We start from the raw sequence: 14,211 nt of genomic DNA, 5'->3' as shown, positions 1-14,211 counted from the left end.
TTCTACAGGGGCATACTGTCTACAGCAACACAGGCTCCGCTTAAAATACAACTTCACAATCGGTTAAACGATGATTCATTCACATCTTTAATCCAAAAGTGTTTAAAGTGAGGGGTATACATCTCAAGCTCTTCAATGGCAAATAAGCGTTTAATTAAGTCCATATCACCACCTGCTAAAGCAAAAAAGCGAAAATTAAAATTTCCTTTATTTAAAAACTCTGGCTCGAGCCCCCTTTTTGATAAGGTTTCTAAAATAAGGGACAACATGGGTTCGCTTTGATAGGCTTCAGCCAACATATAATAGTTATTATTATCTTTACAAAATAAGTCAATTTGTGCTTGGTTCAGCAAAAGCTCTACACAATGAACGGCACCATGTTTTACTGCATAATGAATAGGAGTAAGGCCAGTAGTGGGTTCTGGTGTATTCAAATCAAAATCCGGATAATTTTCTATAATAGTTTTTAGGGTATAGACATCGTCGAAAGCAATTGCAAATAAGACAAGATTACGATGCTGGGAAGTATAATAATTTAAATCATTATTAAAGCGATTTTTTTCTACATTCTTCATTAATTTATCATCATTTTCATTGTTCGGAGTCAAAAAGCTCCAACTTCTCAAGTGAAATGGAAAATGGCCTGCATAGCAATATTCGTTATGATTGGAATCTTCATAATGATAACTCATTAACAAACTGGTAATGTCGTCAATGGTTAAATGTTTTACTATTTTGGTAAGAGAATTGGGGTCTATAAGAAAATAGTAATCATCTTTTTTGATAACCACACTTGCATGTTGCTCTGAAAAAACTTCTAAATATTGGCCTTGCTGGCAGCGCATTTCGATTGCCTGCGCTAACTCAGGACAAATCCAGTTGTTTCCATCAAAAGTGGGTTGAAAAAAATGGCTATAAGGAGAATAAGGTCCAAAAATGGAGTTATCTGAGATAAAAGAAAGCGCTTTTCTTTTATCATGGAATCCAAAAAAATCATAATAACGCGGCGTCATGGTAGATGGAACTGATAATTTTTTAAAAATATCTTGTCGGCTAGGCGATGTTTGCAGCCAGATAATATTCTCTGCCCATTGTTGGAAATAAAGCTTTTCTTTTTCATTAAGGGATAATTTTTCTCCAAGGTCAATAAAGTCTTTTAATTCACTATAGAATTTATCTAATGAAAATCCGTTCTTAAAAAAACTGTGGGCTCCTAAAAATCCATATGCATTGCAAATTCCCCGCTTTATTTGTTCTTCTATAGCGGGAAGTTTTTTTGAGATTGCAACATGAGTCCTGTGTCCATTAATTCGTTCCGCTGGATAGCGAAATGAGTTTTTAAATTGTTCAATAATATCTGGATTTACCCCGGTTAATTGGCTTAGAGAGTTATCTAGTGGTGTACTTAGCCACTCGACAGGCCGAAAACCATAAAAGTCTTCCTTATTTATAGATCTTTCAGCACCATGGGTTAATAAAAATTTTAACCCTTCTATTTCGTCTTCATTATCACCCATATTTTTTATCCAAAGGTGGAGAAGCGTATCGCCTTCAGTTAGGACTTGATTGATATTTGCTCCCATTTGGATAAGTAAATTTGCAGCATCATAGTGTTTGTTGTTTAAAGCAGATAACAGAGCAGTATTATTACGTAAGTCCCTGTAATGAATATTTGCCCCTTTCTCAATCAATGAAGAAATTGCTTTCAAGTTCCCTTTTTGAGCAGCAAGAATTAATGCGGAGGTATAATAAATACTTCCTGGTTGATTAATATCGATTTGTGGTAGATTGAGAAGAGCCTCAATCCCTTCATTGTTATCCGTCATGATATACCAATGTAAGGGAGGTAGCCCTTCTTTCGAGCGTTGAGAGAGAAGAAACTGTTTATCTTCTGAATTGAGGTTTCGGTTGAGATAATCTAAAATTGCTACGTTTTTCTTTTTAGCGGCAAATACATAATGAAATAATCCAAAATTATTTTGACCAATTTCTAATAAGGTATGCCCTCCCTCCCGATGTATAAATTCAAACAACTGCTCAGAATTAGAGTTTACTGCGGCAAGATGAAGAGGCAAATTATCAAAATCATCGGGTGATTGCAGTTGAGCCCTCCATTCTTCATTGTCCATATACTCCTTGAGTAATTGTAAACATTTGAGATTGCCACCTTTAGCCGCCCAGCCGACACAATTTCTTCCACATTGTGCATCTTTGATAGTAACGTTAACACCTAGTTTGAGATATTCAAGAACCTTATCTGCATTGCCATCCAAAAGCGCAGAATGCAATTTATTTCTACCTTCATTATTTTGATCAAGCACTTCAATTTGTTTCAAAGCATTCCATTCCTTCATTTAGGGTACTCCAAAAGAATCAATTGAATAATTAAATGCTCAATTATATCATTTTTGGTTAAATGATTCTTAATCGATGAAATGAGTTTTATTTATAAGATATTCCATAATGGAATGAGGTATCTACAGAATAATCAACTATCGAACGTCTGAATAAAAATTATAATTAATTATTATAGCTATTGGTGTTGTTACCGAATAAATTCTCTTATTAAGAGGAATTGCGCCTTTAATTCCCTAAAAAATTAGACCAATAAAATCGAAGTCTACCTAATTATGCCAATATTTCATATCTCATTCCCATTATTCAATGAGAAGTCATATGTACTTAATCTTCGCATCTCAAAATGTAAGTTAGATACAAAACAAAAGTTACTGGTTATTAAGATTAATCTTGCAACCAAAGCGAGGGTTATTATGCGTATTAAGATTGATGGCAAAAATAAACAACATGCTAAGGTAATTAAAGAGAGTACTACAATTGATGAGTTGGTATTTATCTGTAAAATTTCAAAACAAAACGAGGAGGAAGTGCGACAAGCGATTTTACGAATTTTGTCAAACGATATTGATCGGTTGAAAAAAATCCAAAGCTTTGTAAGAGGAACAAATGAGGAAAAGGAAATATCCAATGAGATGAAATCACTTAGAGCCTTGAGTGATGTGTTAAAAAGAGAGAGCTTGTCAACCGGCTTTAATAAATGGAAAGAAAACGAAGGAGCTGCAAGGCGACAATTAAATGATGTAAGTTTAAAGTTGATCGAGTGTATTGATAACATTGCCAGGTCATCATTTGAACAAAGGAAAGTCCAGGAAGACAGCAGCATCTCTTCGATGCTCATGTTATTTCAAAAAAATGCTCCAATCCCCGAGGTTGAGCTGAATAACTTAAATCGAAATGACAATAAACTGAATGACTTTGATTTAAATATCAGCCAGGGCCTCAATTATAGTAACACGGAAAGTATTTCAAGCAGCAGCTCCAACAGTTTTGTAGACAATCTGCAGACAACTCAAACTTTCAATAAACTTCAGGTTATTGTAAACCCTGAGTGCAGTAAACAAATTCTGGATTCTATTGCGGGGAAAAATGATGCTGATTTTATCCGTTACAACAAAACAACGAATCAATCCTCCTCTGTGATAATACCACCTAATTTGAACTCCCAAGACTTGTTGAAAGACTTAACAAACAAAATGCATGAGTTTGAGCAATTAAAGCATCCAAGTCCTCCATGGGATTACAAGCGATTGGATCCAAAAAATGAAAATGAAAAATCCATTATTAAAATCGATTTTTACCCGGAAAAAATGCCTGTAGGACCAGAGTTGACAAAAATGTTAGCTGAGAAAGAAGCCTATTCATTAGTGGTCAGGAAACTTAGTATTTTATGTGGTACGCTAACTTTATTGGATTCACCGTCATTTTTAACTGAAAATGCTGAAAAAAAGCAGGAAATTAGGAACTATATTACCGCATTATCTAACGCAATCGTATCCGATGCAATTCAATCTGAGGGTAAGGTTGATATTAAGAAAGATTTCGAATCATTTATCAATAATTTGAGCGCGGATATTGGCAAGTTATCAGGGATAAAACCACAAGATATCAATAGTAGAATAACTGATCCTATTAGAAGAGCTGAACGTTACTTTACTGCAGAATACAATAAAGACATGGTATTAATGGCAATAACACATCGAAATGACGGCGCAAAAGTAGTACAAATGGATATTGAATTAAATCAGCTTGAGTTACAACAGAAAAAAGAATATATCAAAATCCATGATCCTCATGATTCGCCTCAATGGTTTTTAGATCTGATGCCAGCTGAGCAAGATTGGTATCGGCAAAGAGTACCGAAAATACTGGAAGATAAGCAAGGTTGGGAAAATTTTGAAAAACTATTCAAGTCATCAGCAATGCAACATGCCCCGGGTTTATCGAATGCCAGAGCAAACTTCGGTATTTTACAACATCCCGATGGAGCAGTAGAAATATTAACCGTAGGTTTACAATCAGGTGTGCCTGCAAACTATGAAATGGCGCAAGAAGAGATGGCAAAACACGCAATAGCCAACATAGAACAAATGAGAAATATTGCAATCAGAGTTTCTGGACATAATTATCAACAATTATGGGGAGATTATTTTGGGGATGATCAACCAGGCATACCGATTTTATTTCAATCATTGTTAAGTCCTGAAACCGTAGGGACAAAAGCAGATCAAAAATTGGTAGATGCTCAGTCTTTAGCAATGGCCGGCACGTCGCGTGATTACGATGCTGCAAATTATAGCGTCATGTTGCATAATAATCCTACCAATGCATTCAGAGCAGCAGAAGCGTTGAAATCACAGTTAAATGCTATGAAGGCAAGATATAGTGAAGATTCAACTCGTGTCGATAACAACTGGATGAGTATGGGGGAAGTCAGGAGTGCTGCAAAACTGTTTGTAAATAAGATAATTTCAAAGTGCAGAAACAATTTATCAGTAGAAGATCAAGCGATTCTGCTCACTTTAACCAGTGATAAGCAATTGAGTGTTGATCAAAAGAAATCCTTAAGTGAATTGATAAAATCAGATAAATTAGGATTAACCGATGCTCAAAAAACAGGTCTACTCAAAATAATGGTTGCCGAAAATGAATGCAAAAAGTTGGCGGTGACAGCAACAAAGAACTTCAGTACGGACTGGCGTAATAAGGAAGAATATAAAATAGCGCTTAAACGTCTCCTTGTTGAAGGTATGGGAGGAGTAATTATTAATAATTGCAAAAGTGGAAAAGATCGGACTGGTTTAAGCGAGATCTACCAGCATGCAATGATTCACTCTTTAAAAAAATACGGTGATATTAGTTCTTATGATGCAAAAGGACCATCAAGACAACAGTTCTGTCAAATTATATATGAGCTATATTCTTCTGGTAAAATACAGGAGGCTGCCGGATTTAACACACCGGGTTCTGCTGGAGTAAAAGCGCCCCAGATCTCTGGCATTATTGACAACCAAATTATCCAGTTACTAGGAGATCTGCATAAAAAAGGTTGCGATATTGCTGGTTTGAACAAACCGCCCCAGTATACCAGGCTTGAAAAGGAACAGCTAAAGAATAAGGACAAGAGCAATAACAATACAGCGGATATTATTGTCACCTCGCAATTGAAGTTCTGATATAGACTATCCGTATGATTGGTAGTACGGAGTCAAGGTTGTTTATAAAATTCAAATCCTGTTTTGCATTTATTCCATAAAACAGGATTTATTTCATCCAATAAATCTATTAAACAGTGGGAGTTAGAACTTTTTATATTTTGTAATGAAACGTTTGAATATATCGGACAACTCATGCCGAAAAGCAATTATTATTACCAAAAATGTAATCAAAATGACAGTAACTACCATTTGAATGATATTAAAATTAAGGGCATCCTGCGCTACAAACCAACTTGTAATTGACCCTGCTACAACCATGAGTATCCTAACAATCCATCCCAATTTTTCATCCACTCTCGAAGAACTCATAATAATCTAGTATTGATTATTATTTTAGAAATCACAACCTGGAATGATTTTTTTCGTAATGTCTTACTATAATGTTTTAAGAGTTATATTAAGAACATAGGGATAATTATTTTAAGGAGCATTACAATGTCATTTGATCAACATACCTGGGTTGTTACTGCTGATACAACTACTTGCCGCATTTATGCATCAAAAGTAAAACATCATGATCTTACCTTGGTTAAAGAAATGGTTCATCCTCAAAGCAAACTTAAAGATATTGAGTTAACTTCTGGCAAAGCTGGCCATACAGAACACGGAACTTATACTCAGCAGTCTGATCCCAAGGAAATAGAGATTGATAGTTTTGCAAGGACAATTGCTGATGCACTGGATGATGGTAGAAATATGCATGCTTATGAAAAACTAATTGTAGTTGCACCGCCTCATATGAATGGACTCTTATTACACCATACGAATAAACATGTAACTAATCTAGTGATTCATAATTTTAAAAGTGATGTGATGCATTTCTCTAACAAGGAATTATATGATTTTTTAGATAAGAATTTGAGACCACATTAAAAACTCGAAGATATGACCAAGTAAAAAACCGAAATTCATCAATTTTGGTTTAGAAAGTTATTGCCAAAAATTAAGTGAGGACAATTGATTTCAAGCCAATGATCATACCTTATAAATACCGATGAGTTATAAAAGTTCGATATTTGCATCGATTTTGAAACACACTTATCAAATCATGCAAATATCAGCTTATGTTAACTTGTGCTAACCTTTCTAAAGTAAGTGTAATAAATCGTTAAACTCATTTTCAATCAAAAATTAAAAATATAGGAACAATCGGTGATTAATTTTTTACTAGTTTTTTTAGCTCTTATTTTGGTCTTACTCAATGCTTTTTTTGTTGCTGCTGAATTCGGAATGGTAAAACTTCGAGTAACTCGAGTAAAAGCAATTAAAAATATTTATGGTCTAAGAGGAAAGATTTTATTTCAAGTACATAAACATCTTGATGCATATTTATCTGCTTGCCAACTAGGAATAACCTTCGCATCCCTGGGCTTGGGTTGGATAGGAGAGCCTGCTTTTGCCCATCTTTTAGAGCCACTACTGTTCTTTATTGGGGTTAACTCACCCCAACTAACAACAATAATCGCATTTTTTGTATCATTTACATTTATTTCTTTTCTTCATATTGTTGTTGGGGAGTTAATGCCTAAATCGTTAGCTATTCGACAATCGGAAAGAGTATCTTTATGGACGGCTCTGCCTCTATATGGATTTTATTGGCTCATGTTTCCTGCAATTTGGATTCTCAATAGTTGCTCGAATTTTTTGCTAAGGGTTTTTAATCTGGATGCAGTTCACCAAGGTGAACACTCTTATTCTACAGAAGAAATTAAATTACTCTTAAATGCAAGTCATCTTCATGGTGAGCTTACTGAAGATGAAGTTGAAATTATTGAACATACCTTTGATTTGGCTGATCTTAAAGTGACTGAAGTCATGCGATTTACTGAAGAGATGGTCATGATCCCTATAAATAAACCTATGAAGCAAGTCATGGATATAATCATGGAGCACCGCTATAGCCGTTACCCTGTATATGATCCTGATAAAAAGGATGTCATTGGGATTATCCATGTAAAAGATATTTTGCCCGTCCTCTATCAACAAGGTGAGGTAAAAGAATTACGTTCATTACTTAGGCCTATGCTAAAAGTTTCACGCCATCTTCCTGCATTGGATTTATTACGCAAATTTCGCGAAGGGATGCCTCATTTTGCTCTTGTCTACAGTGGCCGTAAAACCATTTTAGGATTTGTTACACTCGATAATTTACTTCAGATACTTATTGGTCGTATTAAAGATGAGTTTCATCGTACTAAAGTGGATTGGGTATTAAATGATGACGGAAGTATATCTGCATCCGGAAATTGTTCTATTTACTCCCTGGAGCAAGCTATTGATCGTGATATTCATGTAGATAACAACATTGACATTTTGAATGGTTTGTTTTTTTATCGACTAGGTTATGTTCCTAAAGAAGGAGAGCAGATTGATTTTCCAGAATTCCATGCGGAGATAGAAAGTGCAACTGCTTCAAAAATTCTCAAAGTAAAAATTTACCCGAACAAATTAACTGATGAACACTAGAAATATGAGTTGCTTATGAATAAAAACACCACACGCTCTTCTGATGCTCTTTTAACGATTGTTAATCATAATGATTTAAAGGGCGAATTAACATTTCAGCGCATTTTACAAGCCCTTGGGGAAAGAGCATTCGGTGTTGTGCTGTTGTTTTTTGCTTTACCTAGTGCATTACCTTTTTCTACTATTCCAGGTGTTTCTGTTATTTTTAGTGTGCCTATATTATTATTTTCCTGCCAAATGGTATTTGCCAGGAAAACGTTATGGTTACCAAAAACTATTGCGGAACATACCATCCACCAAAAAAATATTTCAAAAATTATTCATGCAACAGTACCCTATTTGATAAAAATTGAATATTTCTTAAAGCCTCGATGGTCATTTATGACTTGCCGTTTAATGGAAATAATAAACGGAACTATTATTTTCTGTTTAGCGATACTTCTGATGCTGCCTATTCCCTTCAGTAATTTCATTTTTGCAGCATTACTTATTACTTTTAGTTTAGGCCTGATAGAAAAAGATGGACTATTTATTGTTTTAGGGTATGTTGGTGTCTTTTTTTATATCAGTTTTATTTATGTATTTATTGTGGCAATAATTAAGCATTTTTTTCATTAGATAAAGTTAATAGTTCTCGTACTTAATTATCTTTTTAGTAAAAATTAATCTATTGGAGCATCTATGCCATTATTTACCCCTCAAGATCTTGTCCCATTAGCAAAAAGGAATTTGGGCCTAAGACTTACAGGAAATATAAAAGAGGCTAACTTTGGTGGATTTGGCGATGCAATACCTTTATCTCATCTTGGTGGAGCTAAAGATATTATAGAGTTTTTAACATTGGCTTTTTTTAGTGATCTACCGAAAGATCAAATGGAGGTTATTTATAATCGTTATAAAGAAATTGATATTCACTCAATTGATTGCATGCCGCGATTGATATTATATTATGCAGCACAGAATAATATAGGTGATGCTAGAGAGAGGTTATCTCATAAAAAAGATGCTCCAATATCGAAGCTTTACTTTAAATTGAAACTCGCATCGATTGAGCATGAAGCAAAAAAACTAGTATCTTATTATAACGCTAACTCAATGATAGCTCCTTTAGAATTAATCATTAGTCAATTTCCTCATATAGCCCAAGAATTAGCCCATAATTTTAATGAAAAATTTTTTTTGCGCTTAAAAAAAAATTGGAATGCATATGCAACTAGCGATGATATGGATTACCTATTTTTATCAGATAATTTTCCTCATACTCATAAATATGAGGTGGGTTATGATTTTAATAATTATCCACTTGGTAAAGTTGGCCGTCATCATTTTGAAGCTGTAAATGTTATAAGGCAGATTATGTTTTTAGGTGGTGAAAATCGTAGTCCAGATACTGAGATACATTTAGAGCATCGCATTTACAACTCTATGAAAACAATTTTGAAAGATATGGTGTATACATCATTAAATCAGCAACAACAAAATATTGAAATAAAATTATCACAACATCCAGAATATCCTATTAATTTTAAAAAAGCTTGTAATGACATAGTGATGTTGGTTTTTAAACTACAAGAAAGCGAACAACTTTCCTCTGAAGAATCGTTTGATTTGCTGAAAAGAACTGGGGATTTAATCGATAATCCTGCAGAGTATAAGTCATTTCTTAAAGCGGCAAATAGTTACCGAATGGTTTCTGGAGGACAGTTGTCAGCATACATGATGCTAATTGCCGGTTGGGCTGCTAAGATTATGACAGTAAATTTTATTGGTGATGCCTGGATTAAGTTTGCAACTGAAAAACTCGACTTAATCTCAACATCCAAAGAACTTGCTGATCTTAGCCACTCTTGTTCAATAGGTTTATAAGATAGGAATAGGATATTAGCCTCCAGTAGATGGATAATTTCCATTCGCCCTGAATTTTTCTGGATGTAGTAAATTTTCTTTTTATGATCTTTGGCAAAAACTTCTGTTACATTCGTTTGACATAGCTATGTAGCTAGTTTAGAGGGTTTGTGACTATGAACGCGCTTGGTAGCAATAATAGTCTAAAGAACATGGCCTCCATCAACCATAAACACTTTGCCTGTAATCCAACTTGCTTTTTCTGAAGCAATAAATAAAGCCATATGTGCAATGTCATTTGGTGTTCCAGGTGTTTGCAAGGGAATATTGCTAAGAAGATAACTCCATAATTCTGGATTATTAGTAGCGGTATCCTCATTCATTCCGGCCTCAATAACACCAGGTGCAATAGTATTTACTCTTATTCCATATTTTGCGAGATCCAGGGCAGCATGCTTCGTCCACTTATTTAATGCCGCTTTTGAGGCTCCATACCCAATACCTTTAGGCATGGTTATAGTTCCACTAATTGAAGAAATATTTATAATACAACCTTTATTTTCTCTATCCATCATATTCTTGGCGCAAAGCTGGGTTAAATAGAATGGAGAAATACAATTGATCTGGAAAACTTGCTGCATTTTTTCAGGAAGTAATTCAAAAATTGTTTCACGAGAAGATATTCCAGCGTTATTCACTAATATGTCTACATATCCTAAATAACCCAAAGCATGTTCAGCAAAAATTGGTACTTGATTCATATCGGAAAAATCTGCATAAAATGCTCGAGCTCTTGCTCCGGTTTTTGTGATAGCTTTAAGAGTTTTCTCGGCGCCTGCAGAGTCACTATGATAACTAATAACCACATCTGCTCCCTGTTCTGCGAAAGCTATAGCTATCCTTTGGCCTATGCTGCGATTTGCTCCCGTAACAATAACTTTTTTCTTTTTAAAATCCATGAGGGTCTCCAATGAATAAAGTTGGCTAAATCTTTATAAGTTATGAAATGTACAGGAAATTTAATTACTGCTAAAATAAATTGTAACTATTAATTTAATAAAAAATGGAACTTGTATGCGTTTTATTTCGTATCTCTTATTCTTTATTCTTGGAATTTCATCCGTTCATGCTGAGATCAAAATAGGAACTGTACATTATTTTCCTCCATTTATTATTAATAAAAATCAGGGATTTGATATTGAATTAATGAATTACCTTTGTCAAAAAATAAAAATAAAGTGTTCATTCGTTCAAATGAAGGACAGCGAATTATTCAAAGCTTTAGAAAATCGAAAGGTTAATCTTGTAATGGCGGGTATAATGATCCCTCCTCATAGTCAGGGAAACTATATATTTAGCCTGCCTTATTTGCCTGTTCGAGCTGTCTTTATTGTACCCGCCCAAAGTAACCTGAAACAAGAAACAGATCTTAATGGGAAGATTGTAGGTGCCGCAAATGATCTCAATGGAGAAGTTTTTGTCGATTATTTACAAACCAATTTTCAGAATCAATTACAAATTAAAAAATATGACTCGCCTGATACTTTGATTAATGATTTAGAGAATGGTACTTTATCGGCAGCATTTGTTCGTGAATTTTACGCAAATTATTGGCAAAATAATGGTTTGACGAACATTAGGGTACTAGGTCAACCCAGAGAAGTTGGAAACGGAATGGCTATTGTAGCTTTACCTGAAGAACAGGCGTTAATTGATAAGATCAATAAGGAACTACAATCCATTGAAAAAAATGGTGACTATCTCAAATTATATAAAACCTATTTTGGAGACAAATACTAAGGCCTATTAACACGCCTTAGTAACTGTAAGACAAATTATTTACATTGTATTATAGAAAAGAATTTTACCATGGAATCAACGGACGCTAATTCAATATTTTGCTAATATTTATATATAGTATTTTATTTGATCAAAAATATTTTTTGGAGTTTCAAAATGTCCGAAAAAATACGAAAGGGTTTTAGTAAATCGATAGACTGGAATGTAACTACTGATAAAAAACGAACAGAAACACTCAGCGAAAGCACAAAAACAATCGCCAGAGAATTGGATAAAAACCCAATACCCAATAGCAACGAATTAAACTCAGATAAGAAGAAGTAATACATATTCTTGACACTTCCCTAACATTTAAGACTTGCATTTTATTTATAAAAATTTATTATTGATGTATCTTAATTTTTGAAAAGGAATTGTACATGATGTTATTTAAAAGGTTTATCACCCCTAATATCCTCAGCAAAGCGATTAAGAATCCCCCTGCTACCGCTAATTTTTTTAAACAAATGGATTGGTCTTTAGCTAAAAAAAGCGAACAAGGACAACAACTTAGCAAATCTGTTCAAACTATAGTAAAGGAGCTTGAAAATACTTCATCCTCTGATGCTCCAGGCCCAATGTTAATAAAATAATAAACCGTCCCTGGTTATTTTTATTAGAGTATTGTGCAGAAGCTTTGTGATTTTTTTTGGGCTAAAGCCTCTAACTCTTCAAAATGTTCAGGGGCAGTTAACTTTAATGCATCGAAGTGTTCTTTATCCAAAACGTTAAGTTCACCCTCTTGAACAACAGCCACTATGTTTTTCTCTAGCTCATTAATTGCTGTTGATTTAATATCAGAACGAACAAAAGCGAGTTTAGAGGAACCAAATTTACTTGGATCAAGTACTCTTTTCATACTGGCAGCAATTGAAAGATCAGCATTCTCGTAGAGTTCTTGAACGCTGGTTGCTTTGCTATTAAGTTGACTTTGATTAATGAAATCCATGTATTGCAATAAATTGACTATATAAATTGTATTAGACTCACAGTCTACGACAACAGCAGGCTTATTATCATCAACCTCCTGATTTTGTTCTTTGCTGAATTTTTTCTCAATCGCTAATTCGTTATTTACAACACTGATAATTACTTTTTTTGACTGGTTTTCTTGGATAACTTGTGGGAAACGCTCACTAACACTGCGATAAGAGTTTAATACATACTCAGGAGGAGTGACAAAATCATTATTTTCAATTCCTCTTTTGATAACACCATCAACTGCTTTCTCTGGTTTTCGCGTTGAAACGGTTATTAAATAAGTTCCATCCTTTTTTAAGCCTATGTCAAGCCAGCTTGGCCAGATATTACACATTTCTTTGAAAACATTGGGAACTTTTTTATTTTGATCCATGCGGCGAGATAAAAATTCTCCACTCATATTATAAGTTACAACAGCTTCATCATGTGTTAAGGTACCAATATGCTTTTTATGGGTTCCCTTTACACATTCATCGTCATAATAAATTGTTCGTTTTCTATCCACAGTAAGAAGTGCAAGTTCATCTAATGCATATCCTGTTTGCTGTTGCAATTGCAATGCAAAACTTTCTGTTGTAATCGATTTGCCACTACCTGGTCCCCCTGCCATCAATACTGTAAAACGCTCTGGATAACTGTTTGAAGGTAACTCGGGAGAACCAATAAATGTATTCGCATTAATTGCCGATACTAATGGCAATGCTTCGAACTTACCTTTTCCAATGAGTGTTTCAATTGTATTTTCTGCAATAGTAGACAATACAGTATCCATCTCTTGTTTAAGCAATGCATCTGCTACGCGCCTCGCGGCTAACTCCGTTAGTTCAGAATTTGATAAAGAAATGATCTCTTTTTCTCTACGTTTTAAAAGTTCTGCTTTAGCCTGGTTAAAATAATGATGTATCTGTGGATGCTCTTCTCTTGTCGCGCTGTTAGTTACAATGGAGCAAACCCAATTAAAATATTTATCACGTTGTATTAATATGTCTGATTCGGGAAGGCATGGAATGATATATTGCCCATGGAAGTCTCGTACAAATTGACCAAAATCATTATTTTTAGGAGGAGTTTTTACTAACAATGGAATTAGAGCCCCAGTGACTTGTAATGAGCGTCGTTCAGTTTCAAAAACAATCAAATTACCGATTGATGAACCATCAAGACCTTTATAACGTCCAAACGCCTTCACCATCTCTGTTAGCTCTTCGTGCTTCTGGATTGAATTTTTAATTGCTGTAAATTCAACAGTATTATCTTGAAATATATCTGGAAATGATTTTTTTCCCGATAAAAGCACTGATTCAATAGAGCAAGAGCTTTCATTGAATTTCTTCCAATTGTAATTTGAATAGAACCGAACAATACTTGTATTGCCACCTAAATTTAGGTTTTTCGATAATTTTGTTAATTTATGTAATTTTGTAAACATAATGACCCTCTCTTCACTTGGTGGTTACATCATACAAAAAATATCTTAATTAAATATTAAGCAATGAGATCATTAATT

Annotated in this window: 11 protein-coding genes; 8 read left to right on the top strand and 3 right to left on the bottom strand. The window is 34.3% G+C overall.

What is annotated here, in order from left to right:
* Window positions 1-53: 53 nt before the first annotated feature.
* Entirely contained in the window at window positions 54-2,354 is a 2,301-nt protein-coding gene (locus EKG34_RS09045) for an ankyrin repeat domain-containing protein (RefSeq protein ID WP_003637148.1), read from the bottom strand.
* A 417-nt stretch (window positions 2,355-2,771) separates the two neighbouring features.
* On the opposite strand from EKG34_RS09045, the gene EKG34_RS09040 reads away from it, so the two are divergent.
* The 5 genes from EKG34_RS09040 to EKG34_RS09015 all read left to right on the top strand — a co-directional run bounded on the left by EKG34_RS09040 (window position 2,772) and on the right by EKG34_RS09015 (window position 9,905).
* On the top strand, window positions 2,772-5,531 hold the full coding sequence (locus EKG34_RS09040) for a hypothetical protein (protein WP_012979106.1): 2,760 nt from the start codon (window positions 2,772-2,774) through the stop codon (window positions 5,529-5,531).
* A 477-nt stretch (window positions 5,532-6,008) separates the two neighbouring features.
* Complete coding sequence (locus EKG34_RS09030) at window positions 6,009-6,446, top strand: host attachment protein (protein ID WP_003637145.1); 438 nt, start codon at window positions 6,009-6,011, stop codon at window positions 6,444-6,446.
* A gap of 279 nt (window positions 6,447-6,725) precedes the next feature.
* Window positions 6,726-8,039, top strand: a complete 1,314-nt coding sequence (locus tag EKG34_RS09025) for a hemolysin family protein (protein ID WP_003637144.1) — start codon at window positions 6,726-6,728, stop codon at window positions 8,037-8,039.
* Between the two features lie 15 nt (window positions 8,040-8,054).
* Window positions 8,055-8,657, top strand: coding sequence for an exopolysaccharide biosynthesis protein (locus EKG34_RS09020; RefSeq protein WP_003637143.1), 603 nt, complete (start codon window positions 8,055-8,057; stop codon window positions 8,655-8,657).
* Between the two features lie 63 nt (window positions 8,658-8,720).
* Complete coding sequence (locus tag EKG34_RS09015) at window positions 8,721-9,905, top strand: hypothetical protein (RefSeq protein ID WP_003637142.1); 1,185 nt, start codon at window positions 8,721-8,723, stop codon at window positions 9,903-9,905.
* A 182-nt stretch (window positions 9,906-10,087) separates the two neighbouring features.
* Here the strand turns inward: EKG34_RS09015 and EKG34_RS09010 are convergent, their stop codons facing one another.
* The gene (locus EKG34_RS09010; RefSeq protein ID WP_012979108.1) at window positions 10,088-10,843 is read right to left on the bottom strand and encodes an SDR family NAD(P)-dependent oxidoreductase; all 756 of its coding nucleotides are present in this window, start codon (window positions 10,841-10,843) and stop codon (window positions 10,088-10,090) included.
* A 115-nt stretch (window positions 10,844-10,958) separates the two neighbouring features.
* On the opposite strand from EKG34_RS09010, the gene EKG34_RS09005 reads away from it, so the two are divergent.
* The 3 genes from EKG34_RS09005 (at window position 10,959) to EKG34_RS09000 (ending at window position 12,316) form a co-directional block, all read left to right on the top strand.
* Complete coding sequence (locus EKG34_RS09005) at window positions 10,959-11,684, top strand: transporter substrate-binding domain-containing protein (protein WP_003637139.1); 726 nt, start codon at window positions 10,959-10,961, stop codon at window positions 11,682-11,684.
* Between the two features lie 156 nt (window positions 11,685-11,840).
* Window positions 11,841-12,008, top strand: coding sequence for a hypothetical protein (locus EKG34_RS18210; protein ID WP_003637138.1), 168 nt, complete (start codon window positions 11,841-11,843; stop codon window positions 12,006-12,008).
* Window positions 12,009-12,103: 95 nt separating this feature from the next.
* A complete protein-coding gene (locus EKG34_RS09000; RefSeq protein ID WP_012979109.1) occupies window positions 12,104-12,316 on the top strand; it encodes a hypothetical protein in 213 nt (70 codons plus the stop codon).
* A gap of 23 nt (window positions 12,317-12,339) precedes the next feature.
* Here the strand turns inward: EKG34_RS09000 and EKG34_RS08995 are convergent, their stop codons facing one another.
* Entirely contained in the window at window positions 12,340-14,133 is a 1,794-nt protein-coding gene (locus EKG34_RS08995; protein WP_003637136.1) for a hypothetical protein, read from the bottom strand.
* Window positions 14,134-14,211: the final 78 nt, after the last annotated feature.

Source organism: Legionella longbeachae, from assembly GCF_004283175.1.
GTDB lineage: Bacteria > Pseudomonadota > Gammaproteobacteria > Legionellales > Legionellaceae > Legionella > Legionella longbeachae.
This window is presented reverse-complemented; position numbering and strand designations above follow the sequence as displayed.

Bases quoted from the DNA above. Each gene is read 5' to 3' on its own strand.
- EKG34_RS09045 (WP_003637148.1), bottom strand. From the start codon at position 2,354: ATGAAGGAATGGAATGCTTTGAAACAAATTGAAGTGCTTGATCAAAAT.
- EKG34_RS09040 (WP_012979106.1), top strand. From the start codon at position 2,772: ATGCGTATTAAGATTGATGGCAAAAATAAACAACATGCTAAGGTAATT.
- EKG34_RS09030 (WP_003637145.1), top strand. From the start codon at position 6,009: ATGTCATTTGATCAACATACCTGGGTTGTTACTGCTGATACAACTACT.
- EKG34_RS09020 (WP_003637143.1), top strand. From the start codon at position 8,055: ATGAATAAAAACACCACACGCTCTTCTGATGCTCTTTTAACGATTGTT.
- EKG34_RS09015 (WP_003637142.1), top strand. From the start codon at position 8,721: ATGCCATTATTTACCCCTCAAGATCTTGTCCCATTAGCAAAAAGGAAT.
- EKG34_RS09010 (WP_012979108.1), bottom strand. From the start codon at position 10,843: ATGGATTTTAAAAAGAAAAAAGTTATTGTTACGGGAGCAAATCGCAGC.
- EKG34_RS09005 (WP_003637139.1), top strand. From the start codon at position 10,959: ATGCGTTTTATTTCGTATCTCTTATTCTTTATTCTTGGAATTTCATCC.
- EKG34_RS18210 (WP_003637138.1), top strand. From the start codon at position 11,841: ATGTCCGAAAAAATACGAAAGGGTTTTAGTAAATCGATAGACTGGAAT.
- EKG34_RS09000 (WP_012979109.1), top strand. From the start codon at position 12,104: ATGATGTTATTTAAAAGGTTTATCACCCCTAATATCCTCAGCAAAGCG.
- EKG34_RS08995 (WP_003637136.1), bottom strand. From the start codon at position 14,133: ATGTTTACAAAATTACATAAATTAACAAAATTATCGAAAAACCTAAAT.